The sequence below is a fragment of the Sphingobium vermicomposti genome, from assembly GCF_011762025.1.
Taxonomy (GTDB): domain Bacteria; phylum Pseudomonadota; class Alphaproteobacteria; order Sphingomonadales; family Sphingomonadaceae; genus Sphingobium; species Sphingobium vermicomposti.
The window spans coordinates 521,842-546,654 of the sequence record NZ_JAASQR010000002.1; the positions used below are offsets into that span (position 1 = coordinate 521,842).

Sequence of the window (24,813 nt, forward strand, 5' to 3'; positions counted from 1 at the left end):
CAGTTACCTATCGGGCTAGGTTCCTGTCGCCAGCGGCGTGATCAGGGCACCTCATCCGACCGCAGCCGCCGCAGCTTCGGCGCTATTTCCATATGAGCCGCTTCCTTGATCCCCATGCGAAGGTCCTCGCGCGTCTGATGGATCGACGCGATCACCGGGCCCATCGCCACGCCCAGATCGACAAGCGCGGTCTCAGCGAGTTGGAGTGAGCTTTCCAGCGTCTCAGGCACCGCGTCACTGGCCCCTGCCTGATACAGCTGCGCGGCATGATCGGTATCGCGGGCACGAGCGATGATCGGAAGGTCGGGCACCCATCCGCGAACCCGCTTGGTGACCCGAATGGACAGCACCGGATCGTCCATGGTCAGGATCAGCGCACGGGCATGGCCCAGGCGCAGCTTGTCCAACATTTCGACACGCGACACGTCGCCGAAAACAATGGGATATCCACTGCGGCGCGCTTCGGCGACGACATCCGCATCGGATTCCACGACGATGAAGCGTTGGTTATGGACGCGCAGCAGGTCGCACACCATGCGCCCGACCCGACCGAAGCCAATCACAACGGCGGCGGCTTCCGTGCTTTCCTCTTCGGCGTCCGACCTCTCTTCACCCAACGCCATTTCCAATCGACGGGCAAAATCATGGCCGATTCGAGCCAGCAAAGGTGTGATGGTGAGGCCGATGGCAGTCACGATCTGCCAGAATGCGGCGGTCGAAGGCAGGATGAGTTGCGCCGCCGCCGCCGCCGTTAGGACGATCAGTGTCGTTTCCGAAGGGCTGGACATGAGCACGCCAACCTCCAGCGCCACACCCTTGCGCGCGCCGGAAAAGTAGAGGAGCGCCCCCGTTACCAGGGTCTTGGCAAGCACAACGCCCAACACCGCTAGAACGAGCGTCGGCCAGTTGGCCAGGATGACGCGCACGTCCAGGCTCATGCCGACGGTGATAAGGAACACGCCCAGCGCCAGCCCCTTGAAAGGCGCGGTCATGACCTCGACTTCGCCATGATAGTCTGTTTCGGCGATCAGCAGCCCTGCAAGCAGCGCCCCCACAATGGGGGAAAGTCCCGCTATCGACGTCGCCAGGCTGGATACAATGACGACGAGCAGGCTGGCCGCCAGGAAGACTTCCGGGCTTTTCGTGCGAGCCGCCTGGCGAAAAATATGGGGCAGGAAAAATCGACCGAGCACCAGCATGACCGCGATGGTCACACCCCCCTTCAACAGCGTGCTTGCCAAGTCCGACCATGCGCCGTCGGGATTTACTGCAACTGACGGCGCGAGAGCGCCGAGCAGGAAGATGATCGGCACAAGCGCCAGATCTTCGAACAACAGCATGGAGAAGGCGGCGCGCCCGACCGCAGTCTGCGTGCCCACGATGGGGAGCACCACGGCGGTCGACGACAGCGCGAGCGCAAGGCCAAGGCCAAAGGCTCCGGCCGGGGATTGCCCCAAAGCATAGAGGCCCGCGGCTATCAACGTGGCGCTGCCGACCAGTTCCGTCGCACCCACGCCGAACACCTGGGTCCGCATGGTCCACAAACGTCGAAAGCTGAGTTCCAATCCGATCGAGAACAGCAGCAATATGACGCCAAGCTCCGCGAAGGGCTCTATCGCTTCCTGATTGGAAATGGTGATATGATAGAGCCACGGATATTGGCTGACGAGCGATCCAAGGCCCGCTGGCCCCACCGCCAGGCCCACCAGGATGAAACCGATCACCGGGCTGATGCGAAATCGGGCGAAGGCTGGAATGACCAGTCCTGCCGCGCCGAGGATAACGAGGGAATCGCTGAAACTTTGTGGATTGATCGCACCGGCCATGCCGCATCATTGCGGCAACCCAACGGAATTTCCAGCCTTATAGCTGATCAACCCTCGCTATATGAATTTCCACCTGGTGCGGACGGCGGGACTTGAACCCGCATTCCCAGGGGGAGGCGGATTTTAAGTCCGCTGCGTCTACCGATTTCGCCACGTCCGCGTGGCTCTACCCCCTGACGCTTGCGCGCTTCGGCGTCAAGGACGCGGCGGTGATCAAGTCGCTTTGCTGTTCAGCCGTTCGCGCATTTCCTTGCCGGGTTTGAAATAGGGCACGCGCTTGGCCGAAACCGGCACCTGCTCCCCTGTACGCGGATTGCGACCCGTCCGTGCGTCGCGCGCACGCGTAGTGAAGGCCCCGAAACCGCGCAGCTCCACCCGGCCCCCACCGGACAGCTGCTCCACGATTTCCTTGAAGAAAAGATCCACGATCCTCTCGACCTCTGGAAGGCCCAGGTCCGGATTTTCCTCCGCCAACGTCTGAATCAATTCTGAGCGTATCATCGGTCCTCCAGCTCCCCCTTCTGGTTCCCAGATCGTTTATAGTGAATCCGCAAACCCCTGACAATTGGCCATTGTCGGTAGACATTTCTTATTTTGGGATAAGAAAAAGCCCGCCAGAACCAAGTTCCGGCGGGCTTTATTACTTTTGCTATATCAAAGGCTTTAACCTTCGTTCTTAGCCTTCAGTGCTTCACCCAGGATGTCACCCAGCGACGCGCCGCTGTCGGACGAGCCATACTGAGCCACAGCCTGCTTCTCTTCGGCGATCTGCATCGCCTTGACCGAGAAGGTCGGCTTCTTGGCGCGGTCGAAACCGGTAACCATGGCGTCGAACTTCTGACCGAGCTGGAAGCGTTCCGAACGCTGCTCGTCGCGGTCGCGGCCAAGGTCGCTGCGCTTGATGAAGCCCGTGGCACCATCTTCGCCGGCCTGTACTTCCAGACCGCCGTCGCGAACTTCCAGAACGGTCACGGTGACGATCGCATTCTTGTTCAGGCCAGCAGCAGCAGCAGAGGTGCCGCCAGCGGCCGGGCCACCACGCTCAAGCTGCTTCATGCCCAGGCTGATGCGTTCCTTCTCGACGTCGATGTCCAGAACAACGGCCTCGACAGTCTCGCCCTTGCGGTGCAGCGCCAAAGCGTCTTCGCCCGAAATGCCCCACGCGATGTCCGACATGTGAACCATGCCGTCGACGTCGCCGTCCAGGCCGATGAACAGGCCGAATTCGGTCGCGTTCTTGACTTCGCCTTCGACGGTCGAACCGATCGGGTGACGTTCGGCAAAGCTGTCCCAGGGGTTGTGCTGGGCCTGCTTGAGACCGAGCGAGATGCGGCGCTTTTCCGGATCGACTTCCAGCACCAGAACTTCGACTTCCTGGCTGGTCGAAACGATCTTGCCGGGATGAACATTCTTCTTGGTCCAGGACATTTCCGAAACATGGACCAGGCCTTCGATGCCGGCTTCCAGTTCGACGAACGCACCATATTCGGTGATGTTCGTGACGCGACCCGACAGCTTCGCACCGATCGGGTACTTGGCGGCAGCGCCTTCCCACGGATCGCTTTCCAACTGCTTCATGCCCAGGCTGATGCGCTGGGTGTCGCGGTTGATGCGGATGATCTGGACACGGACGGTGTCGCCAATGTTGATCATCTCGTTCGGGTGGTTGATACGCTTGTAGCTGAGGTCGGTGACGTGCAGCAGGCCGTCGATGCCGCCCAGGTCAACGAACGCACCATAATCGGTGATGTTCTTGACCACGCCTTCGATGATCTGACCTTCGGCCAGGGTCTGGATGAGGCCGCTGCGCTGTTCGGCGCGGGTTTCTTCCAGGATGGCGCGGCGCGACACGACGATGTTGCCGCGGCGGCGATCCATCTTCAGGATCTGGAAAGGCTGCGGAATGTCCATCAGCGGGGTCACATCGCGAACCGGGCGAATATCGACCTGCGATCCGGGGAGGAACGCCACGGCGCCGTCGAGGTCGACGGTGAAGCCACCCTTGACGCGGCCAAAGATGACGCCTTCGACGCGAGCGCTTTCGGTGAATTCGGCTTCAAGCTTGTCCCAGGCGGCTTCGCGGCGCGCGCGGTCGCGCGACAGCATGGCTTCGCCATGGGCGTTTTCGACGCGGTCGACATAGACTTCGACTTCGTCGCCGACCTTCAGGTCAGCTTTCTGGCCCGGTGCGGCGAATTCGCGCAGCGGCACGCGGCCTTCCGACTTCAGGCCGACGTCGATCAGCGCCATGTCGTTTTCGATGCCGGTAACAGTGCCCTTGACGACGCGGCCTTCAAAGCCGCCATCTTCACCACCGAGAGCTTCGTTGAGAAGCGCGGCGAAATCGTCGCGCGAGGGGAATGCCGTAGAGGCCATAAATAGTCCTTCACTCATCATTGCTGGCCTGCCGGTTGTATCCGGCGGTCTTTAGGCCAAAACGTACGCACGGCCGCATGCCGCACGCACATCCATCAGCCACCGGAGTGTCGACGCTCAGTAGAAAAGCGAAAAGGGCGCGTGGAAATGCCACGCGCCGTCACTGTGTCAGACCTTAGGCCGACGTTCCAACTGTGCGTCCACCAGCGCGATGGCTTGCTGGACGGCGGCGTCTATAGTCAAATTGCTGGTGTCGAGCAAGTCCGCGCCATCGGCCACGCGCAATGGAGCATGATCGCGGCTCATGTCGCGCGTGTCGCGTGCCTGGATGTCGGCGATCAGGCTGTCCATGTCCGGGTGCCCACCATGAGCCAGGCCGTCATCATAACGGCGTTGCGCGCGCACATGGACGCTGGCGGTGACAAATATCTTTGCGTCGGCATCGGGAACGATGACGGTGGCGATGTCACGTCCATCCAATATGGCACCACCGGGTTGAGCGGCAAAATCTCGCTGCCGTTGAACCAGCGCCTGCCGCACGCTTGGGTGAATGGATACGCGAGAAGCGAGCGATCCGACCGCCTCCGTCCGCACGGCGGGATCGGACAGGACCGCATCCTGAAAGTCACAGGCGGCAAGAGCGTCCTCTTCAAGATCGGGGTCACCGCTTGCCTTCAATACCGACAGGCCAACGGCCCGATAAAGCAGGCCTGTATCGAGACAGGGCAGGCCGTAATGTTCGGCCAGCGCACGGGCGATAGTGCCCTTGCCCGAAGCAGCGGGGCCGTCGACGGCGATGATCATATCCGCCTGCCTTTCCTTAATGCCTTGCCCAGGCTGATCAATGCGATCAGCGCCCAGACGATTTCAAGCGCCATGGACGCCATATTGAAGTGGACCGTGAGCGACGCGATCAACAGCAGCGCTCCTACCAAGTTCAGCAGGTTGAACAGCACGAAATTCAGGGTCCGCGCCAGGTTGCTGTAAGCATAGGCGGCGACCATCAAGCCGCTGCCAACCAATCCCACGATATTGGCAAGGTCGAACGTCATGGTATCGCGCCGAGCGTCTGGAGCAGGGCGGTGAAGCCAGGGAAGCTCGTCGCGACCGGGCGCATGTCATCGACGGTCAGCCCGCCGGTCGTGGCCAGCCCGGCGACCGCAAAGCTCATTGCGATTCGATGATCGAGCGAAGCTGCGATGACAGGCGGGGACTTGCCGCCGGGTAGGGGCGCTCCGCCGCTTCCCTCGATGACGAGGCCATCTTCAACTTCTGCGACTCGTGCGCCAATCTGGGCGAGGCCCCCTGCCATCAGGGCCAGGCGATCGGACTCCTTGACCCGCAGTTCGTCCAGACCGCTGGTCCGCGTGGTGCCTTGGGCGAAAGATGCCGCGACGAAGAACACCGGAAATTCATCAATCATGCTGGGCGCGACGTCGGGCGGCACATCGATGCCGGTCAGCCTGCTGTAGCGGGCGGTAATGTCGGCGACCGGCTCTCCGCCCACTTCGCGACGATTGGAGAAGCTGAGGTCCGCGCCCATTGCCGACAGGATTTCGAACAGCCCGGCCCTGGTCGGGTTCATGCCGACATTGGCCACCGTGATTTCCGAACCGGGCGTGATGAGCGCGGCGACGATGGGGAACGCCGCTGAAGAAGGGTCGCCGGGGACAGTGATGGCTTGGGGGCGAAGCTCGGCCTCCCCAGTCAGGGTGATGATGCGGGTTCCGTCAGCCTCAATCTCCACGCTCAGATCCGCGCCAAAACCCTTGAGCATCCGTTCGCTATGGTCACGGGTGGGAATCGGTTCGAGGATGCGCGTGATGCCAGGGGCATTCAGGCCAGCGAGGAGGACTGCCGACTTTACCTGAGCCGAAGCGACGGGAAGGCGATAGTCGAGCGGCACGGCAGGGCAGGCACCCCGCATGGTAAGCGGCAGCCGGTCGCCCGGGCTGGTCATGAAGCTGGCGCCCATGCGCGAAAGCGGCTCGGTCACCCGCGCCATCGGTCGTTTGCTGAGCGAGGCATCACCGATAAAGGTGGCGGTGATTCCGTGGCTGGCGACTAGGCCCATGAGCAAGCGGGTGGATGTGCCGCTGTTCCCCATGTCCAGCGCCGTCTGCGGTTGAAGAAGCCCGCCCACGCCGACGCCGTTAATGTGCCAGACGCCGTTGCCGTCGCGCCGGATATCGGCACCCATGGCGCGCATGGCGGCTGCTGTGGCCAGGACGTCTTCACCTTCCAGCAGGCCTTCCACCCGGCTTTCGCCCACCGCAAGGGCTGACAGCATCAACGATCGATGCGAAATGCTTTTGTCGCCCGGTACGGTTACGTGGCCGGACAGCGGCGGCGCGCTGGAAAAAGTCATCGGACGGGGTTTGTCAGAAGAAGCGGTCACGCGTGAATCCGTTGCGAAAGCTGAAAATTTGCGCCCGGCTTTTGACAGCGCGGTTCCGCTATGGCAAGGCGCGCCACGCTTTGCGGACGACGTTGTCGTGCCGCGTGATTTCTGTTTGAGCATTCGCGAGAAGGACAAGGCCGGACATGGTCAAGGCTGAATGGGGTACGAAACGTACCTGCCCGAAATGCGCCACGCGCTTCTATGATCTGGGCAAGAACGACCCGGTGACCTGCATCAATTGCAACACCGCATGGGAACCCGAGCCGGTCCTGAAATCCAAGCAGCCGCTGCCTTATGAGGAAGCGCCCAAGAAGGTGATCGAGACCGCCGATGGCGAGCGTGAGACGGCTGACGACGATCTGGATCTGGATCTGGACGTGGATGATGACGGCGATTCGCCGGACAATGACGTCGATCTTGGCGGCGACGACGATCTGGGCGTGGATGCCGCCGCAAATGATGGCGACGACATCGACAATTAAGCGAATTTAGCACTTGCCAAGGGGGTTGCTGCGGCATAATTGCAGCGCCTCCAAAGCGCCGGACCCAAACGGCGCGGATGGTAGATGGGGCCTTAGCTCAGCTGGGAGAGCGCCTGCATGGCATGCAGGAGGTCAGCGGTTCGATCCCGCTAGGCTCCACCATTTTTGTCGGAACAAAGGTCGTCCGGGGGACGATTTTCCGGCAAAACTCCCTGGCGCAAGCGCGGGTTGGTAAGGTTACAAGTGATCTTGCCGGGCCAGTCAGCGCCAGCGATGGACATCCAGACATTTGGCCGACGGCGTTGCGCCGGACATGGCCTGAACCATTGGGATGCGGTATGATGCTGCAATGATGGGGCCTTAGCTCAGCTGGGAGAGCGCCTGCATGGCATGCAGGAGGTCAGCGGTTCGATCCCGCTAGGCTCCACCAATTTTTCAGATCACATAATGTTCGGGAAGCATTCTCCCCAAAAGCCGTGCTCGCGATGGCGAGCGATGGAGCTGATTCTGGGATTGTCGGACGATGCGCCGAGAGCACGGCTGAAAGAGCGAATTTTGCGTGGACTGGATCGGCACTTGTAGCGCGGGAAACGGGACGGTAGTTTATGCCCACAACCGGTCATTTGCCGGTTAAAGATTGCTAGTCAGCATAGCATTCAATGGCGTATCGCCGCATTCTGACCGGCTACTCTCCGCGCTGGCTCAATTCTTGAGCTTGCACTATGAAATTTTCAAGTATTATCTGAGCGCGTTCAATATCCTTTTCAAAAATGAAAAGGTGATCAAACACTGCACCGCACTGCGGTCCTGCTTTGATCCCTGCGCCATTCAATTCTTCCAATACCGGGCGCAAAAAACCGATTACATTGAAGGGCAGCTCACCATCCGTGGACACAATTCTGAACGGACCAAACCGATCCCGTTCAGTAACGCTAACACCGTGGATGACCCAGGTTTCGTCATCGACCACAAGAGATAACCCTGCCTGATCTCTTATAATGCACGAATATCGAGCTTCTGAATGCATTATTGCCGCCACTGCGGCGCTTGCCTGTTCAAGCCCGAGGTCGATCATCCAGTAGCGTTCAGGCCATGTTTTTAGAGACATGTTAGCCCAGACCTTCATGGGATCGATTGTCATCACTACATACCTTTCGTAACCGACCCAACGTCAGTTAATCTAAGCAGCAGATATCCACAATTCGCCGGCAGTGCGAAGCAGAGAATCATCGCCGTCCGGCCAACTTGCGTTGGTTGACTGTGGGAGCGCGAAAGACCGGTTCCCACCCATAGCTGCCGCTCCCTAACGAACTTCGATGCATTGCTCCTGCCTTAAACCGGGATGAGTTCCGCTTACGCGAGCAGGGCCAGAGGAGGCAGTCGGATCAAGCGGGCTGGACGAAGCTGTCCATCACCCGCTTGCGCCCTGTCGTTTCAAAATCGATTTCCAGCTTGTTGCCTTCGATCAGTGCGACCGTGCCATAACCGAATTTCTGGTGAAAGACGCGTAGGCCCAAGGTCATATCGTCGCGGCCCTTGTTGCCCAGCGATACCGCAGAGGCGCGCGCTTCGACGATGCGGACCGGTTCTTTCACGAACTGGCCGCCCTGCTGGGCGCGTTGCCAGCCGGGCCCCCGGCCGGACCCCCGCTGGACATTGGCGAAGGGGTCGGCGCGTTCCGACCAGTTGGCGCGCCACAGCGACGCACCGCCGGACATGCTGCTTTCCTCCTCAACATGTTCTGGCGGGAGTTCGCCCACGAAGCGCGAAGGGATGGAACTGGTCCACTGGCCATAGATGCGCCGGTTGGCGGCGTGGAGGACGATACAGCGCTTTCGCGCACGGGTGAGCGCGACATAAGCGAGGCGGCGCTCTTCCTCCAGGGAATTGAGGCCGCCTTCGTCCAGTGCGCGTTGCGAAGGGAACAGCCCCTCTTCCCAACCGGCCAGGAATACGGTGTCGAACTCCAGCCCCTTGGCCGCGTGGATGGTCATAATCGTGACCTTGCGCTCATCCGCCTGCGCTTCATTGTCCATGACGAGCGAGACATGTTCCAGGAACGCGCCCAGCGTTTCATATTCCTCCATGGCGCGGGCAAGTTCGCTCAGATTTTCGAGCCGCCCAGCGCTTTCGGTGGTGCGTTCCGCCTGGAGCATCGCGGTATAGCCGCTTTCGTCTAGAACCTGGCGGGCCAGTTCCGCATGGGGCAGCTGTGCCGCGCGATCACGCCAGCGGGCAAGGTCGCCGATGAATGCGCCCAGCGAACGGCGCGCTTGCGGCGTCAGTTCGTCAGTGTCGAGGATGCGGGCAGCCGCCAGCGTCATCGCTATGCCCTCCGCGCGGGCCAGGCGATGAAGTTTTTCGACGGCCTTGTCGCCCAGGCCACGTTTGGGGACGTTGACGATCCGTTCGAATGCCAGATCATCGGCGGGTTGGTTGACGAGCCGGAGATAGGCGAGCGCATCGCGAATTTCTGCACGCTCGTAAAATCGGAACCCGCCGACGATGCGATAGGCCAGGCCGATCTGGATGAAGCGGTCTTCAAATTCGCGGGTCTGATGCTGAGCACGAACCAATATGGCGATATCGTCGAGCGATTGCCCACCACGCTGGATCGTTTCAATCTCATCGCCGACCCGCCGTGCCTCCTCTGGTCCATCCCAGACGCCGATGACGCGGACCTTTTCCCCCACATCGACATCGGTCCACAATGTCTTGCCCAGGCGATTGCCATTTTCGGCGATCACCCCGGATGCGGCACCCAATATGTGGGGCGTCGAACGGTAATTCTGTTCGAGGCGGACGATCTTCGCGCCGGGGAAATCCTTTTCAAAACGCAGGATGTTGGCGACCTCCGCCCCGCGCCAGCTATAGATGGACTGATCATCGTCGCCGACGCAGCAGATATTCTTGCGCTGCTGGGCGAGCAGGCGGAGCCAGAGATACTGGCTGCTGTTCGTATCCTGATATTCGTCCACCATGATGTAGCGAAAACGCTGCTGATAGCTTTCCAACACGTCGCGGTGGCGTTTCAGGATGGTGAGGACATGCAGAAGCAGGTCGCCAAAATCGCATGCGTTCACAGCGCGCAGGCGGGCCTGATAGGCGGCGTAGAGCTTTTGCCCCCGGCCATTGGCATAGGCTTCGCTTTCGCCCGCGCCGATTTCCTCCGGCGTCAGGCCCTTGTTCTTCCACTGGTCGATCAGGCCGCCCAGTTGCCGTGCAGGCCATCGTTTCTCATCGATACCCTCAGCCTGGATAAGCTGCTTCATCAGGCGCAGTTGGTCGTCCGTATCCAAAATGGTAAAGTTGGATTGCAGCCCGACCAGTTCTGCATGGCGGCGGAGCATCTTGGCCGCAATGGCGTGAAATGTGCCCAGCCAGGGCATGCCTTCGACTGCGGGGCCGATCATGCGGCCAACGCGTTCCCGCATTTCGCGCGCGGCCTTGTTCGTGAAGGTGACGGCCAGAATCTCGGACGGATAGGCGCGGCGGGTGGCGACCAGATGGGCGAGGCGGGCGGTCAGCGCTGCCGTCTTTCCCGTGCCCGCGCCCGCGAGGACGAGCACCGGCCCTTCGGTGGTGAGCACGGCTTCCCGCTGGGGCGCGTTCAGTCCCTGAAGATAGGGGGCATCGTCAGGCGAGGGGGCGGGAAGGGTCATGAACCGACAACTAGGTGGTGCAGTGGATGGGGGCAAGGCCAAGGACTTGCGGCAAGCGTCGATCTATGAGAACAAAAGGAGAATTCTGCAAGGAGGAAAGTCATGGCGACGGGACGATGCCAGTGCGGCGACATACGCTATGAGGTCGAGGGTGATCCGCATCATAGCGCTTTGTGCCATTGCAGCGACTGCCGCCGCAGCGCGGGCGCGCCGATGGTTGGGTGGGCGATGTTTTCTGAGGACCAGGTCAGGGTGACGGGATCGCCGATGCATTATCAATCGTCGGCGCATGTCACGCGGCAATTTTGCGGAAGATGCGGGACGGGCCTTTTCTACACTAATCCTTCGGTATTTCCGGGAATGATTGACGTGCAGACTGCGACTTTGGACGACCAGTCGATCTATCCTCCCGCCATTCATGTCCAATGGGCCGACGCGGCTCCATGGATGGGGAAAGCGCACGATCTTCCCAAATTTGACAGATTTCCTGAGGGTTGAAGCCCCAATCGTTCATCTGGCGGCGCATTGGACACGGTTCGTCGCCGTGACAGGAACGCCTGGATCGCCAATCCGGTTTTTCGCCCCGTCCGAAGGGATCAAGGGTGACAATAAGGAAAGGACGGCCCGATGAGATCGATCATGTTTGCAGGCATTGCCATTTTGGCGTTCACCACTGGAACTGCTGGCGTTGCAATTGCGCAAGACGCTGGCGCGGCGACGGCTCAGCCCCCGGAGGCTGGGGGAACCATGCCAACCGATCCCGCTGATCCAAGCGTCAGTCCGGCGACACCATCCACGAGTGAAGACCCGAACGCGTCGCAACCGACAGGTGCCGTCCCGCCCAGCACTGGCATGGTCCCAGCGCCCGCCGGAGTGCCGGAAAATCCAGCCGCGCCGGTCGGAAGCTCGGCCAACCCCGTGACGGTCGGTGGGAACATGACGCCGCCGCCAACGGAGGCAAAGGATTATCCGCTGTGCAGCAGGACGGTCCAGGACAGCTGCATCAATCCGAGCGAGGCGAAGAAGACGATGCGCAAGCGTCGCTGATCATCGGGCCGGGGACGGGTAGGGCCGCGATCAGCGCGGCCAGGCCTGCCCGGTCTCGCGCCGCATCGGCCAAGCTATGCTGATCCAGCACGGCCAGGAAAGCGGCAACGGCGGCTCGCAATATCGACGTAAGCCCGCACGCAGTCCGCAGGACGCAGCCGCCACAGTCGGCCATATTGAGATCCGGTTCGCTAAAGCGAATGACATCACCTAGGCTGATCTGTTCGGGCGCGCGTGCCAGGGTAAATCCCCCGCCACGTCCGCGCTGGGTATCGATGAACCCGCCTAAGCCAAGCTGGTGGACGACCTTCATCAAATGATTGCGGGAAAGGTCATAGGCGCCCGCAATCTCTCCGATGGTCGCGCGCCCGCTGGGCACCACCGCCAGATGGAGAAGGACGCGCAAAGCGTAGTCGGTATGCCGGGTCAGTTGCATCGATTGTCGTTAGGCAGGCTACTTCAGCTTTAGAACATGTATAACGTTTACATGTTAAAAGATGTTCCGTAAATGCATCTTTATCGAGTCGATATCAAAAGGGGTGCATTTCATGAACCAGCTTAGCGCCGAAACCATCGCGATCGTAAAGGCGACCGCTCCCGCACTGCGCCAGCATGGCGTTGCCATCACCACTGCCATGTATGCCCGGCTGTTTCAGGATGCGTCGATCAAGGACATGTTCGACCAGGCCGCGCAAGCAAGCGGTGAACAGCCCAAGCGGCTGGCGGCGGCAATCCTTGGATATGCGGAAAATATCGACAAGCTGCAGGCACTGGGCGGCGCTGTCGAACGGATGGTGCAGCGGCATGTCGAAACCGGCGTGAAGCCCGAACATTATCCCAAGGTTGCTGAAGCGCTGTTGCCCGCGATCCGCGACGTTCTGGGCGAAGATATCGCGACCGATGCGGTGCTGGAAGCGTGGGGCAAGGCTTATTGGTTCCTGGCCGACATATTGATCGGCAAGGAAGCACAGGCCTATGAGGATGCAGAGGCCGCCTGAGCGCGCGAAAATATCAGGTAGATGTGCGCAGAAGCGTCAACCGTGCCTTGCCGACATCGCGCACGGTATCGGCGGTGAAACCCTTTACATCAATGTCTTCCCGCCGGTCTGTTTCAATGCTGATCCAGGTCGCGGGGCCAGTCCATCCCAGCCGTGCTAGCTTGTCGAGCGCAACCGCGCCCGCGCCGCTATTATAGGGCGGGTCCATGAAGATGAGGTCCAGTGGTCGGGGCGCGGTGCCGAGCGACAGGACGCTGCTCTGGCGAATGTCCGGGCGGATGCCCAGGCGGTCGCCATTGGCGCGGATCGCGTCCAGCGCGGCCTTGTCCTGCTCGACGAACAGGCAAGTGGCGGCACCGCGCGACAGCGCTTCGAACCCCAGCGCGCCTGATCCAGCGAAGAAATCGCCGACGGCCAGCCCTTCAAAGGAGCCAAGGCGGCTCAGCAGCATGGAAAACAGGGTTTCGCGCGTCCGGTCCGCCGTTGGGCGGGTGGCGTCGCCCTTTGGCGCTGTCAGCGGGCGGCCTCGCCATTGGCCTGCGATTATTCTCATGGCGTGCGGGTCCTGAAAGAAGAATGGAAGCGGTGTGACGAACCGAGGGTGAAGGGGGTCAGCCCTTGGCGTTCGTCAGGCTCTTGCGGAAGAAGTTGAGGTCATGTTCCTTGACTTCCTCGACCGCGCTGGGCGCCAGTTGGCCCAGGTTGAATGGGCCATAGCTGGTGCGGATAAGGCGGCTGACCTCCAGCCCCAGATGCTCAAGGACGCGACGCACTTCGCGATTCTTGCCCTCGGTCAGCGTCATTTCTATCCACTGGTTGCGACCGGTGCGGCGTTCCAGATTGGCATTGATCGCGCCATAGCGCATGCCGTCAATCTCGATACCGTCGATCAGATCTTCCAGCTGCGCCTGGCTGATGTCGCCAAAGGCGCGGGCGCGATAGGTCCGGGGGACCCCGGTTGCGGGCAATTCCATCTGCCGCTTGAACTCCCCGTCGGTGGTGAGCAGCAGCAACCCTTCGGTCGTCATGTCGAGCCGACCGATCGGCATGACGCGCGGCAGGTCGGCAGGCAGGCGGTCATAGATGGTCGCGCGCCCACGCGGGTCCCGCTCCGTCGTCAGACAGCCCGACGGCTTGTGAAACAGGAACAGTCGGGTAGCTGCGGGCTGTGCGACCGGCTTGCCGTCCACAGCGACGCCGTGCAACGAACTGAGCAAGGTCGCGGGCGTTTTGACGACCTCTCCATTCAGCGTCACCCGGCCATCTTCGATCATCCGTTCGACTTCTCGCCGGGACGCGATCCCCGCGCGGGCGAGTAATTTGGCCACGCGCTGCGGTTCGCTCTGGCCGCTGGCAGCAGCGGCGGCGCGGCCCGGATGGGGGTTGGCGGGCGTAGCGGGTCCCGTCCGAGGCTTGCGGAAAGGCGGGCGAGCAGGGCGCGAGCTTGGCTCAGGCTTGCTGCCAAACGGACGTCTGGGGCCGCCAGATCCAGCCCGGCGGGGCGGTCCAGATTTTTTCGGCGGTTCCACGGCTGACTTCCTTTTATCGGCAGGTGAGCATTCCCATATCGGAAATGCCATGAAATTGACGAATCGTGCCGCGCCTTCGGCAGTGCGAGGGTCGGCTGCTTCGCTTGGCCGAAACCGGCACGACGCGCTGTGCGTTTGTCGGCTGAATGGCGTATATGGGGCAGATCGGCAAATGTTTTTCGGGCTGGTAAAGGGAGAAGCGCGGCAAGGTCGGCGGATGAAGACGATCCGCAGCGTGCTGATCGTCGAAGATGAGCCGTTGGTGGCTTTCGATAATGAACATGCGCTGGAACAGGCGGGATATCATGTCGCCGCCACGGTCGAGGATTATGATCATGCGGTGAGCGTGATCGAGGATGACGAGGTAGATATCGTCATCGCGGACATCGCCCTGCACGGGGACAAGACCGGGATCGATGTGGCGCGCCATGCGCATGCAAGAGGGTTGCCAGTGCTGTTCGTTACCGGCGCATGCCCGGTCGACGCGGTCGGCATGGCTGTCGGATGCCTCTCCAAACCCTATCTGCCGCGCGACCTGATCGCCGCCATCAATATCATCGAAGCCAGGCTGGACGGGATCGAGCCCACCCACCTGCCAACCGGCCTACGCCTGTTTGGGCAGAGCGAGGGCGGGAGCAACGACCAGCTTTCCTGACACGGGCGTCAGGAATGCGCGGCCAGCGGGTTGTTTCGGCAGCATTTGTCCATATGGTGGCGCCCGATACGCATTATCGGGGAGCGCGCATATTCATGACTGACATCGCCACGGGCACTGGAAGCTGGGTCGATGCAGTCAAACCCTATGTAGAAAAGGCACCTCTCGCCGCGCTGTTCCTGGGCATTTCGTCGGGCTTTCCGTTCGCGATGATCGGGGCCAACCTGGCTTCCCGCTTGGCGCAGGACGGCATCGACAAGAGGAGCGTGACCGCGTTCAGCCTGGTGCTGCTCGCCTATAATCTCAAATGGCTGTGGGCCTGGGTCGTCGAAGGGGTGAAGCTGCCCCTGCTGCACCGCCTGGGGCAACGTGTGTCTTGGATGCTGCTGGCCGGGGTGCTGGTGATGGCCGCCGTCATCAACCTGGCGGTGGTGGACCCGTCGTCTGACATCATGGCGACCGTGCGAGCGGCGATCCTGCTGGGCATTGCTGGCGCGACATTCGACATCATCATCGATGGCTATCGCATCGAAATCCTGCGACCCGACCAGTTGGGCGTCGGCGCGGGCATGTCGCAATATGGCTGGCGGATCGGCGCTGCCGCAGCAGGCGCGCTCGGCCTTGTGGTGGCGCAGCATTGGGACTGGACCGCCGCCTATATCGTCTGTTCCCTGTTCGCGCTGCCCGCAATGCTGGCAGCGTTGATCGTCGGAGAACCCGAACGGCATCGTGAGATTGCATCGCGCAAGTCTGGTGGCGACCTGATCCAGGCCATCGTCGGACCGTTCATCGACTTCTTCAAACGCCAGGGCGCTTTGCTGGTGCTGCTGTTCATCATCGTCCATAAAATTGGCGACACGCTGGCGAACCTGACTTTCCGCCTCCTGTTCAACGACCTTGGCTATAGCAATGATGAGATCGCGCTTTATGATGTGGGCGTCGGATTCTGGGCGTTGCTGGCGGGCATATTCGTGGGCGGCATTCTCTACGCGCGGCTGGGGTTGAAACGGTCGGTGCTGATCAGCCTGGTACTGATGGCGGTGTCGAATTTCAGTTTCGCCGCGCTGGCGGCTGCGGGCAAGAGCAACCTGGGCATGGCGGGCGCGATCGGCTTTGAAAATTTCGCCAGCGGCATCGGGGGCGTCGCCGTGGTCGCCTATTTCTCCGCGCTGTGCGACTTGCGTTTCACGGCGGCGCAATATGCGATGATCTCCGCCGCTGCCAGCATCGTTGGCCGTTTCCTGACGGGAACGTCGGCCGGAACGCTGATCGAGCGGTTCGGCTATGTCGATTTCTACCTGCTGACGACGGTGCTGGCGATGCCGGGCATCATTCTGTTCTGGCTGATGATGCGCGCCGGACTGGTGGATGCCAGCATCGGCAGCGCAGCCACCGATAAAGGCAATCAACCCGCCGCGTAGAGGTCAAGCGGGCGTCCCAGGTCATTATGCGCCTGGGCGACCGCCTGAAGGCAGGTGAGCGCGCCCAGAGCATTGTCGTTGCCCAGCAGGGTTGCAACCTGATCATAGGCAATGCGCGGGTCCTGAAGCGACGTGCCGATGGCCTGCATCAACACACCTTCGTCGGCGGTCATGCGCGCGCAACAGCAGGGCGCGACCAATATCTTGCGCGTGGCCGACCGCGCCAGTTCCAGCATCATGGCGCGCATGAGGATAAGGGGGCGGCGATAGCTGCGTCCGAATGCACCGATCATCGCGTTGGCGGCATGGGCGTCATTCACCCCAGCCGTAGCCATGCGGCGCAGGATATAGAGGAAGAGGCGATTGCCATAGCCGCCCGGAATGGGGCGGGGCAGGTCGATGTGCGAAGTCTCTCCATGAGCCATGTGCGTGAACCTTCATCTATTATGTCGCGATGCAGGTTACGCTATTGAGAATGAATCGCAAGTCCATTCAGTCAGGATTTTGTCCATTCAGACGCAAAATTTCTCCCGCAAGGTAGAGTGACCCGGCGATCAACAACCGTGGCGCACCGCCTGCCGATTGCGTGGCGACGGCGGCAATGGCTTGGACGGGAGAGTCATGGGCGGTGCATCCAATACCCCATTGCGCGGCCACGGTGGCGAATCGGTCGGCTGAATGGTGATCGTGGCCGGGGACGGGCAGGGCGTGGATATGGGCAATGCGGCCAGCAAAAGGCGCGAGATACGCCTCCAGGTCCTTGTTCGCGAGCATGCCGATGATCAGGTGCAACCGCTGGTCGCCTAACCGTTCGGCGGTGAAAAAGGCGCTGATCGCTTCTCCAGCGGCGGCATTGTGACCGCCGTCCAGCCACACTTCGCTTCCTGGCGGCAGCGGGGCGAGGAGCGGGCCGTTGTCCAGATGCTGAAGCCGCGCGGGCCAATGCGCCCATAGGGGGGCCGCCTTGATCGCGGATTCGCTGATCGGGACGGCGCCCTGATGGCGCAGCATGGCGAAAGCAAGCGCCGCATTCTGTACCTGATGCGCGCCCGGCAGACGGGGAAGCGGCGTGTCGATGCGGCCCTGTTCGTCGCGATAGTGAAGGCGATCCCGATAGGCTGCGGCGTCCCAGACGCCACCCATCGGCAGCCAGGTCGCGCCAACCCGGTCAACCGTGCCGCGTATGACCGGGGTAAGCCGTTCGGGATAGCGATGAGTCACCAGCGGAACGCCCGGCTTTGCTATGCCAGCCTTTTCCGCGGCGATGGCGGTCAGGCTGTTCCCCAGGAAGGCCTGATGATCGATGCCGAGCTGGGCAATGCCGCAGATGGCGGGTTGGGCGATGACGTTTGTCGCGTCGAGCCGTCCACCCAGGCCGACTTCAACGATACAGGCATCGGCGGGATGTTCGGCAAAGGCGAGGAAGGCGGCGGCGGTCGTGACCTCGAAGAAGCTGGCACCGATCCCCTCCGCCACGTCGAGGACGCGGGAGAGATACAGGGCAAGCGCCTCGTTGGAGATCAACCGGTCGTTCAACCGCATCCGTTCATTGAAGCGGACGAGATGGGGCGACGTGAAGACGTGCACGCTCCTGCCATCCGCTTCCAGCGCGGCGCGCAGAAAGGCGCAGGTCGATCCTTTCCCATTGGTGCCCGCGACATGGAATACTGGCGGCAAGGAACGGTGCGGATCGCCGAGCCGGTCGAGCAGGCGCGTGATGCGCTCAAGGCCCAATATGTCCGCGCCGGGGGACAGCGTTGCCAGACGGTCAAGCTGCGCCTGCACCGCTGGGTCATCGGAAACGGCGTGGTCGGCCATACGCCCGGTCCTCGGCGAAGGCGTCAGGCGGCGGCGCGTGGGGCCAGGTAGCCAATCACCCTCGCCAGCGTGTCGCGCAATTCGCTACGGTGGACAACCATGTCCAACATGCCATGTTCCAGCAGATATTCGGCGCGCTGGAAACCGTCCGGCAGTTTTTCGCGGATCGTGCTTTCGATGACGCGCTGCCCCGCAAAGCCGATAAGGGCGTTGGGTTCGGCGATCTGGACATCGCCGAGCATCGCATAGCTGGCGGTAACGCCACCCGTCGTCGGATCGGTCAGGACGACGATATAGGGCAGGCCTGCGGCGTGCAGCTTCTGGATCGCGACGGTCGACCGCGGCATCTGCATCAGGGACAAAATCCCTTCTTGCATGCGCGCGCCGCCCGCTGCGGTGAAGATGACATAGGGGCATTTGTGGCCAATTGCTTCGTTAATGCCCTGGATGAAGGCCGCGCCGACACCCATGCCCATGGAACCGCCCATATAGGCGAAATTCTGCACGCCCATGACCAGCGGCACATCGTCAATTGCGCCGCGCGCGTTGATCAGCGCGTCCTGATCGCCGGTCGCGGCGCGGGCAGCCTTGATCCGGTCGGGATAGCGTTTGGAGTCGCGGAACTTGAGCGGGTCCTCCTGAACCGGCGGCGTGGGCAGCAGGATGAAACCGGCGTCCAGAATATGACCGAAACGCTCCGCCGGGCCGATCCGGCCATGATGATCGCAGCGCGGGCAGACGGACAGATTATCCTCCCACTCCTTGATAAAGATCATCTCGGTGCAGGACGGGCATTTGTGCCACAGCGTTTCCGCCGTGGTTTCCTTCTTCGCGATGAAGGGAATGGCCTTGCGGACGCGATTGATCCAGGTCATGCGGCGGTCTCCCGGAAATGGGGGCTATTGACGTTGAGTGCGCCGCGTAACGCCGCGACGAATTCCTGAACAAAGGGCGCGGCGGCGTCGCCATGCGATCCGATAATGTCAACAATGGCGGACCCAACCACCACGCCATCAGCGACGCGGCCGATGGCGGCAGCCTGTTCTGCCGAACGCACGCCAAAGCCGACGGCGATAGGCAGATCGGTTGCGGCCTTGAGCCGTTTGACCGCCTCTTCGACGGCTGCCTGCGCTGCCTGCTGCTTGCCGGTGATACCAGCGACGGCGACATGATAGAGGAAACCGCTGGCACCGTTCAGCACGGCGGGCAGCCGCGCTGCATCGGTCGTGGGCGTGGCCAGGCGGATGAGGTGGATGCCTGCCGCGCGCAGGGCGGGACCAAGTTCTGCATCTTCTTCCGGGGGAATATCGACGCAAATGACGCCATCCACGCCAGCCTGACGGCACTGATCGGCGAACCATTCCGATCCGCGCACCAGCATGGGGTTGGCGTAACCCATCAGGATCAGCGGCGTGTGCGGATGGCGCGCGCGGAAGGTCGTGGCGAGGTGAAAGATGTCCTTCGTCTTCGTACCCGAACCCAGGCTGCGCAGGTTCGCCAGCTCGATCGCCGGGCCATCCGCCATCGGATCGGTGAAGGGCATGCCCAGTTCGATGATGTCCGCGCCACCTGAAACCAGCGCATCAAGGATGGCAGGAGTGGCGGCAACGGTGGGGTCGCCTGCGGTCACGAAAGTGATGAGGGCGGCGCGGCCTGCGCTTTTGCAGGCGGCGAAACGGGCGGCGAGGCGGTCAGTCATTAGAACCAACTTCCGTTCGGGCTGAGCCGGTCGAAGCCCAATCCTTCTCTGAAGAAAAGTGGAACCCTTCGACAAGCTCAGGGCGAACGGAGGAGGGGTTTGTCAGAACGGTCGAGGCAAGCTCAGCCCGAACGGGGGTGGGGTGGGTGTGAAGGATCATATCTCCACCCCCAGCGCGCTTGCCACCGTGAAGATATCCTTGTCGCCACGACCCGACAGGTTGACGACGATGATCTGGTCCGCATCCATGGTCGGCGCGACCTTTTCCGCCGATGCGATGGCGTGAGCGGATTCCAGCGCGGGGATGATGCCTTCGAGTGCGGAGAGCTTCTGGAAGCTGGCGAGTGCCTCATCATCCGTGATCGGCATATATTGAACCCGGCCGATTTCGTGCAGCCAGCTATGTTCAGGGCCGATGCCGGGATAGTCGAGGCCAGCCGAAATGCTGTGCGCTTCGGTGATCTGGCCGTCTTCGTCCTGCAACAAATAGGTGCGGTTGCCGTGCAGGATGCCCGATGCGCCGCCCGCCAGGGATGCGGCATGCTTGCCCGTCAGGCCTTCGCCCGCCGCTTCCACGCCGATCATCTTCACGTCCACATCGTCCAGGAAGGGATGGAACAGGCCGATGGCGTTGGAACCGCCTCCGACCGGGGCGATCAGCATGTCGGGCAGGCGACCTTCAATCTCAACGATCTGCTCGCGCGCTTCCTTGCCGATCACCGACTGGAAATCGCGGACCAGCTCTGGATAGGGGTGCGGGCCGGCGGCGGTGCCGATGATGTAGAAAGTGTCGTGGACATTCGAGACCCAGTGACGCAGCGCATCGTTCATGGCGTCCTTCAACGTCTGCGACCCGGAAATGACCGGAATGACTTCGGCACCCAGCAACTTCATGCGAAAGACATTGGGCTTTTGCCGCTCGACATCCTTCGCGCCCATGAAAATCTTGCATTCCATGCCGAACAGCGCGGCGACGGTCGCGGTAGCAACACCATGCTGGCCCGCGCCGGTTTCGGCGATGACCTTCTTCTTGCCCATGCGACGGGCGAGCAGCGCCTGGCCGATGCAATTGTTGATCTTGTGCGCGCCGGTGTGGTTCAGCTCCTCGCGCTTGAGGTAGATCTTCGCACCTTTGCCCGGCTCCGCCCCAGCGCGCAGCGCTTCGGTCAGGCGACTGGCATAATAAAGCGGATTGGGTCGGCCGACATAGGTCCGCAACAGTTCCTCAAACTCGGCTTCAAACGCCGGGTCCTGCTTTGCGTCCCGATAGACCTTTTCCAGTTCCAAAATGATCGGCATCAGCGTTTCGGCGACGTAGCGGCCGCCGAAAGCACCGAAATGACCCGACGCATCGGGCTGGGAGCGGAGGGAGTTGCTGATGGTCATAATGGCTGAGCCGCTTTGCAGAAGGCCATGATCTTGTCCACACTCTTGATGCCGGGCGCGCTTTCCACGCCGGATGAAACGTCAATCATCGGCGCGCCGGTGATGCGGATCGCCTCGGCGACATTGTCGATGCCCAGGCCACCTGACAGGCCCCATGGAATGGATATGGGGACGCCGCGCAGCAGGGTCCAGTCAAAGCGCACGCCCATGCCGCCGGGCAGGGCCGCTCCGTCCGGCGTCTTCGCGTCGAACAGAAGGCGGTCGGCTGCCCCGGCATAGGCTTTGGCAGCGTCGATATCCGCGCGGGTCTTCACGGAAATGGCCTTCCACACCGGCAGGCCAAAGCGTTGCCGAATGGCGGCGACGCGTTCGGGGCTTTCCCGCCCGTGCAGCTGCAGCGCGGTGAGGGCGTTGGTGGCGACGAGTTCGCCCAGCATCTCGTCGGTCGGCTCCACCAGGACGGCGACCCGTTCGACATGCGCGGGTATGATCGGCGCAAGCGCCCGCAACTGCTCCGCTTCGACATGGCGCGGGCTTTTGGCGAAATGAACAAAACCCAGATGCGTCGCACCCGCAGCAATGGCTGCGCCCACGGTTTCGGGCGTGGACAGACCACAAATCTTGATGGCGAGTCGGGACATTGGGCGGCTTTAAGCGGTTGGCGCTGTCAGGTCCATGTCATGCAGCGCAAGCCATTGGTCGGCATGATCGACGCACGCTTTGCCAAGGAAGGCGTCCACCTGCGCCATGATCTGATCATCGGTCAGCGCGATGGGGTCGAGCGGCGGATGCCAATCAATGCGGAAGTTCGCCCCCTCCGTGCGGACCATGCAAAAGGGAAGGAACCTCGCCCCTGCCTTGCGCGCCAGGCGCAGAGCCACCGAAAGATTGCCCGACGGCGGCAGATCGCGGCCAAATCGCGGGAACCAGACCTGCCGTTCGCGCCGTTCGTCCACCAATATGTAGAGCATCGCGCGATCCTTGTCGGACAGATGCCGCAGGATCGCGCGGGCCGCCGCGCTCCCGGTGATCGCTTCCCCCATATAGCTTTGCCGCGCGCGTTGCAGCATCGCCGCCTGCTTCGGGTCAGCGGGCGGTTGATACACGCCAAGCGGCGGCCGATCGGTGTTGGCCTTCAGATGAGCCGCCAGAACGTCCCAGTTACCGACATGAACCGTCAGGAAAATCATCGGGCGCGCCGAGCCGAGCGCTTCTCGATACGCCGCCTCGTCCGTGATGCTGACATGGCGGGCGCTTACCAGCCGGTCCACGTTCGCCAGTTCCGCCATGGTGCGGCCAAGGTTGAACCAGCGGCGCGTCAGCATCGCCTCCCGCGCGCCTTCATCAAGGTCGGGACGCAAAATGGCCAGGTTGGCGCGGGCGCGCTGGTCGCGCAGCTTCATCGACTTGCGGGCGATGTTCGCCGACAGCCATCCGCCCAACCATGACGCGATGGACGCAGGGAGGATGCGGAGGAGGGTGAAGAGAAAGGGGTTGGAGAGCATCGCGCCTGCCGTCATACAGCAGCGGTCGGGGTGGTAAAGGGCTTGGATTGCAGATGAATTGGGCCTTGGGAATATGGATCGCCTTGCAGGGGCTGACCCTTGCCGGGGTGTTGAACTACTGGCGGCATCTGCCGGTGAACGGGAAAGTGGAAGCGCCCGACGGCGTGGTGATGCTGCTGTCCGTGCGGGACGACTGGGATGGCGGAGCGGCACTGATCGCCCGGTTGAAGGCACAGACGGCGCGGTTCCGGTTGTTAATTGCGACTTCCGGCAACTGTGCGGCGGCGGAGGCGCTGGTAGCGCGAGAGGGCGATTGGGTGCAGATCGTCCGGGCCGGTGTCGCGGTGGATGAGGGGCAGAAGGTCCACAAATTGCGGGCCGCCTTGCGGGCTTTGCAGGCCGAGGATCGCTATCTGGTTTTCGTGGACGCGGATATAGAGCCGCCCGCACGGCTGGTCGGGCGGCTGCTCTTTCCTCTGGTACGGGGGAAGGCGGATATCGTGACCGGCTATCGGCTGCTGCTGCCAGAAGCGCACTGGCAAGCGGCGCTGGTCGGCGCGGTCGAAATGCAACTGGCGACATTGCCCAGAGCGGCGAGTGCGACCATGCCCTGGGGCGGCGCAATGGCCCTGACGCGGGAAGTGGCGGAGCGGCTCGATCTGGACGCGGCGCTGGCGGGACGTTTGTCGGATGACATGGCGATCGGGCTGGCCGGATGGAAAGCCAAGCTGCGGTTGCGCCCAGTGCGGGATTTGCTGGTGGCCTCACCGCTGGAGGCGCGGGGAGCGATTGGTTTTGGGGTGCGGCAGTATCGGCATATCGTTACCAACAGCATGGGAATGTGGCTGGTCGCTACGCTTGTGGTCACGGCGCAGGCTTTGGGCTGGGTCTGGGCGATTGGCTGGGGTGGACTGGCTGCTTTGGCTGTAGGCTATGGCGCGGCTGCGACGCGGGCGCTGGTGCGGCGACGGATTTTAGCGGGCGTGCTAGAGCCGAAGCAGGTGCGGGCGGCTCGGCGGTCGCTTTGGTGGGATGTGGTTGCACCGTTCGCGGTGTGCTGGGCGCATCTTGGGATGCAGTTGATGGCGGCTTGTTCGAGGCGGATCAGATGGGGTGGGATTGATTATTGGGTGAAGCGCGGGAAGGTGGTGCGGATGGAGAGGGTGAAGTGATCGTGTTCGAAAATCGTCAGTCATCTCTTGGTATTTCGCTCGGAAAATAGGTTGTATCACTCGTCCAAGTTCATCATCCCAAGGAGATGACAGTAACTGAACTTCTTGTAACGGCGTTCAATGCAGGCATGGCAAATGACGTCGAGCTTCATGAAAAATGGATTTGGGTAACCCATAAACTCGCTGCGGATAGCGGAGTAGCGCATATGGGAGCTGTGGCTTCCGATAGTCGCTTAGACATGCTCCTTCGAGTGATGGAACTCGAACGGTTAGAGCGATTAAAAGCCGCCGAAGCAGGGGAAGTCGATTTCGCAGACGACATTTTCATGTCGCTATCCGAATGTTGGGTGCTGCGTGCATATGAGGTCATACGAGCCACTTGGGAGCGCCACGGGCGACCAAAAGAAGGCAAAATTTACACTCTCGTAGAAAGATTGGGCTTGGTGCGAATGCCAATCGCCAAAGGGGAAATCCAGCAAGCGAAAAAGGCTCCAGGCCCCATTCTATTAGTTAATATCGATGGCTCAGAGATTAAGCCTTACGCTGCTGACGGTTCCTACGTGATGCCCAGAGGCATCTGCGGCGCTACGGGAGCAGCTTTGTGGATCGTTGCAAATATCAAGAGTGGAGGCTCGGTCGAAATTTGTCGGCGCGACCTTTCGAATGAATTTTTAGGCTTGTTCGACTGACCTTCGCGGTGTTTGCATTGTTAATTGCATTCACTGTGCTGTTCCAAAAACACTAGTTCGTCTTGTCGTCATCTCCACAGGCGCGGGAATGGCGGGAGGAGAAAGAGGCGCGCCTTGCTGAGCATTTCTCGACTTCGCTCGAAACGA

At 61.7% G+C, this 24,813-nt stretch carries 27 protein-coding genes and 3 tRNA genes; 11 read left to right on the top strand and 19 right to left on the bottom strand.

Annotation, left to right across the window (positions count from 1 at the left end; genetic code table 11):
- Positions 1-41 precede the first annotated feature (41 nt).
- The 7 genes from FHS54_RS07345 to aroA form a co-directional block, all read right to left on the bottom strand.
- Positions 42-1,826 (bottom strand): cation:proton antiporter domain-containing protein, encoded by a 1,785-nt coding sequence (locus tag FHS54_RS07345; RefSeq protein WP_167303142.1) that lies wholly within the window; start codon positions 1,824-1,826, stop codon positions 42-44.
- A gap of 74 nt (positions 1,827-1,900) precedes the next feature.
- Positions 1,901-1,986, bottom strand: a tRNA-Leu gene (locus tag FHS54_RS07350).
- A 53-nt stretch (positions 1,987-2,039) separates the two neighbouring features.
- Complete coding sequence (locus FHS54_RS07355) at positions 2,040-2,327, bottom strand: integration host factor subunit beta (RefSeq protein WP_167303143.1); 288 nt, start codon at positions 2,325-2,327, stop codon at positions 2,040-2,042.
- Positions 2,328-2,489: 162 nt separating this feature from the next.
- Positions 2,490-4,202: a 30S ribosomal protein S1 gene (gene rpsA / locus FHS54_RS07360; protein WP_167303144.1), complete on the bottom strand. Its 1,713-nt coding sequence runs from the start codon at positions 4,200-4,202 to the stop codon at positions 2,490-2,492.
- 168 nt (positions 4,203-4,370) lie between these two features.
- Positions 4,371-5,006 (bottom strand): (d)CMP kinase, encoded by a 636-nt coding sequence (gene cmk, locus FHS54_RS07365; protein ID WP_167303145.1) that lies wholly within the window; start codon positions 5,004-5,006, stop codon positions 4,371-4,373.
- Complete coding sequence (locus FHS54_RS07370; protein WP_167303146.1) at positions 5,003-5,254, bottom strand: CBU_0592 family membrane protein; 252 nt, start codon at positions 5,252-5,254, stop codon at positions 5,003-5,005. Before FHS54_RS07370 ends, cmk begins: the two co-directional genes overlap by 4 nt.
- Positions 5,251-6,570: a 3-phosphoshikimate 1-carboxyvinyltransferase gene (gene aroA, locus FHS54_RS07375; RefSeq protein WP_208404855.1), complete on the bottom strand. Its 1,320-nt coding sequence runs from the start codon at positions 6,568-6,570 to the stop codon at positions 5,251-5,253. Before aroA ends, FHS54_RS07370 begins: the two co-directional genes overlap by 4 nt.
- Here aroA and FHS54_RS07380 point away from each other — a divergent pair.
- From FHS54_RS07380 to FHS54_RS07395, 4 genes are all read left to right on the top strand, one after another.
- Entirely contained in the window at positions 6,509-6,760 is a 252-nt protein-coding gene (locus FHS54_RS07380; protein WP_167302714.1) for a hypothetical protein, read from the top strand. The two genes, aroA and FHS54_RS07380, sit on opposite strands and share 62 nt — an antisense overlap.
- The gene (locus tag FHS54_RS07385) at positions 6,747-7,085 is read left to right on the top strand and encodes a TIGR02300 family protein (protein ID WP_167303148.1); all 339 of its coding nucleotides are present in this window, start codon (positions 6,747-6,749) and stop codon (positions 7,083-7,085) included. The genes FHS54_RS07380 and FHS54_RS07385 overlap by 14 nt, the downstream gene beginning before the upstream one ends.
- Positions 7,086-7,171: 86 nt before the next feature.
- A tRNA-Ala gene (locus FHS54_RS07390) sits at positions 7,172-7,247 on the top strand.
- 192 nt (positions 7,248-7,439) lie between these two features.
- Positions 7,440-7,515 (top strand) — tRNA-Ala (locus tag FHS54_RS07395).
- A gap of 255 nt (positions 7,516-7,770) precedes the next feature.
- Here FHS54_RS07395 and FHS54_RS07400 read toward each other — a convergent pair.
- Both FHS54_RS07400 and FHS54_RS07405 read right to left on the bottom strand, forming a co-directional pair.
- Positions 7,771-8,226: a hypothetical protein gene (locus tag FHS54_RS07400; protein WP_208404816.1), complete on the bottom strand. Its 456-nt coding sequence runs from the start codon at positions 8,224-8,226 to the stop codon at positions 7,771-7,773.
- Between the two features lie 244 nt (positions 8,227-8,470).
- Positions 8,471-10,747, bottom strand: coding sequence for an ATP-dependent helicase (locus FHS54_RS07405; protein ID WP_167303149.1), 2,277 nt, complete (start codon positions 10,745-10,747; stop codon positions 8,471-8,473).
- Positions 10,748-10,849: 102 nt separating this feature from the next.
- On the opposite strand from FHS54_RS07405, the gene FHS54_RS07410 reads away from it, so the two are divergent.
- Together FHS54_RS07410 and FHS54_RS07415 are read left to right on the top strand one after the other, a co-directional pair.
- The gene (locus FHS54_RS07410) at positions 10,850-11,245 is read left to right on the top strand and encodes a GFA family protein (protein ID WP_167303150.1); all 396 of its coding nucleotides are present in this window, start codon (positions 10,850-10,852) and stop codon (positions 11,243-11,245) included.
- 129 nt (positions 11,246-11,374) lie between these two features.
- Positions 11,375-11,794: a Fe-S oxidoreductase gene (locus tag FHS54_RS07415; protein ID WP_167303151.1), complete on the top strand. Its 420-nt coding sequence runs from the start codon at positions 11,375-11,377 to the stop codon at positions 11,792-11,794.
- Here the strand turns inward: FHS54_RS07415 and FHS54_RS07420 are convergent.
- Positions 11,751-12,230, bottom strand: a complete 480-nt coding sequence (locus FHS54_RS07420) for an RrF2 family transcriptional regulator (RefSeq protein WP_167303152.1) — start codon at positions 12,228-12,230, stop codon at positions 11,751-11,753. The two genes, FHS54_RS07415 and FHS54_RS07420, sit on opposite strands and share 44 nt — an antisense overlap.
- A gap of 112 nt (positions 12,231-12,342) precedes the next feature.
- Here FHS54_RS07420 and FHS54_RS07425 point away from each other — a divergent pair, with 112 nt between their 5' ends.
- Complete coding sequence (locus tag FHS54_RS07425) at positions 12,343-12,792, top strand: globin domain-containing protein (protein WP_167303153.1); 450 nt, start codon at positions 12,343-12,345, stop codon at positions 12,790-12,792.
- A 13-nt stretch (positions 12,793-12,805) separates the two neighbouring features.
- Here FHS54_RS07425 and rsmD read toward each other — a convergent pair whose 3' ends face one another.
- Both rsmD and FHS54_RS07435 read right to left on the bottom strand, forming a co-directional pair.
- Positions 12,806-13,345 carry a 16S rRNA (guanine(966)-N(2))-methyltransferase RsmD gene (gene rsmD / locus FHS54_RS07430; RefSeq protein WP_167303154.1) on the bottom strand — a complete coding sequence of 180 codons (540 nt, stop codon included), beginning with the start codon at positions 13,343-13,345 and terminating at the stop codon, positions 12,806-12,808.
- A gap of 58 nt (positions 13,346-13,403) precedes the next feature.
- Positions 13,404-14,321 carry a pseudouridine synthase gene (locus FHS54_RS07435; RefSeq protein ID WP_167303155.1) on the bottom strand — a complete coding sequence of 306 codons (918 nt, stop codon included), beginning with the start codon at positions 14,319-14,321 and terminating at the stop codon, positions 13,404-13,406.
- Positions 14,322-14,493: 172 nt separating this feature from the next.
- On the opposite strand from FHS54_RS07435, the gene FHS54_RS07440 reads away from it, so the two are divergent.
- Both FHS54_RS07440 and FHS54_RS07445 read left to right on the top strand, forming a co-directional pair.
- A complete protein-coding gene (locus tag FHS54_RS07440; RefSeq protein ID WP_167303156.1) occupies positions 14,494-14,976 on the top strand; it encodes a response regulator in 483 nt (160 codons plus the stop codon).
- Positions 14,977-15,071: 95 nt separating this feature from the next.
- Positions 15,072-16,397 (top strand): AmpG family muropeptide MFS transporter, encoded by a 1,326-nt coding sequence (locus FHS54_RS07445; RefSeq protein WP_167303157.1) that lies wholly within the window; start codon positions 15,072-15,074, stop codon positions 16,395-16,397.
- Here the strand turns inward: FHS54_RS07445 and FHS54_RS07450 are convergent.
- The 7 genes from FHS54_RS07450 to FHS54_RS07480 form a co-directional block, all read right to left on the bottom strand.
- Positions 16,382-16,822: a DUF6628 family protein gene (locus FHS54_RS07450; RefSeq protein WP_167303158.1), complete on the bottom strand. Its 441-nt coding sequence runs from the start codon at positions 16,820-16,822 to the stop codon at positions 16,382-16,384. The two genes, FHS54_RS07445 and FHS54_RS07450, sit on opposite strands and share 16 nt — an antisense overlap.
- Before the next feature lie 67 nt (positions 16,823-16,889).
- Positions 16,890-18,215: a bifunctional folylpolyglutamate synthase/dihydrofolate synthase gene (locus tag FHS54_RS07455; protein ID WP_167303159.1), complete on the bottom strand. Its 1,326-nt coding sequence runs from the start codon at positions 18,213-18,215 to the stop codon at positions 16,890-16,892.
- A 23-nt stretch (positions 18,216-18,238) separates the two neighbouring features.
- On the bottom strand, positions 18,239-19,090 hold the full coding sequence (gene accD, locus FHS54_RS07460) for an acetyl-CoA carboxylase, carboxyltransferase subunit beta (RefSeq protein WP_167303160.1): 852 nt from the start codon (positions 19,088-19,090) through the stop codon (positions 18,239-18,241).
- Positions 19,087-19,914 (bottom strand): tryptophan synthase subunit alpha, encoded by an 828-nt coding sequence (gene trpA, locus FHS54_RS07465; protein ID WP_167303161.1) that lies wholly within the window; start codon positions 19,912-19,914, stop codon positions 19,087-19,089. Before trpA ends, accD begins: the two co-directional genes overlap by 4 nt.
- A 156-nt stretch (positions 19,915-20,070) precedes the next feature.
- Positions 20,071-21,300 (bottom strand): tryptophan synthase subunit beta, encoded by a 1,230-nt coding sequence (gene trpB, locus FHS54_RS07470; protein ID WP_167303162.1) that lies wholly within the window; start codon positions 21,298-21,300, stop codon positions 20,071-20,073.
- Entirely contained in the window at positions 21,297-21,941 is a 645-nt protein-coding gene (locus FHS54_RS07475) for a phosphoribosylanthranilate isomerase (RefSeq protein WP_167303163.1), read from the bottom strand. The genes trpB and FHS54_RS07475 overlap by 4 nt, the downstream gene beginning before the upstream one ends.
- Positions 21,942-21,950: 9 nt before the next feature.
- Positions 21,951-22,805: a lysophospholipid acyltransferase family protein gene (locus FHS54_RS07480; protein ID WP_167303164.1), complete on the bottom strand. Its 855-nt coding sequence runs from the start codon at positions 22,803-22,805 to the stop codon at positions 21,951-21,953.
- Positions 22,806-22,858: 53 nt separating this feature from the next.
- Here FHS54_RS07480 and FHS54_RS07485 point away from each other — a divergent pair, with 53 nt between their 5' ends.
- Together FHS54_RS07485 and FHS54_RS07490 are read left to right on the top strand one after the other, a co-directional pair.
- On the top strand, positions 22,859-23,977 hold the full coding sequence (locus FHS54_RS07485) for a glycosyltransferase (protein ID WP_167303165.1): 1,119 nt from the start codon (positions 22,859-22,861) through the stop codon (positions 23,975-23,977).
- A gap of 86 nt (positions 23,978-24,063) precedes the next feature.
- Entirely contained in the window at positions 24,064-24,666 is a 603-nt protein-coding gene (locus tag FHS54_RS07490; RefSeq protein WP_167303166.1) for a hypothetical protein, read from the top strand.
- The last annotated feature ends 147 nt before the right edge of the window (positions 24,667-24,813 follow it).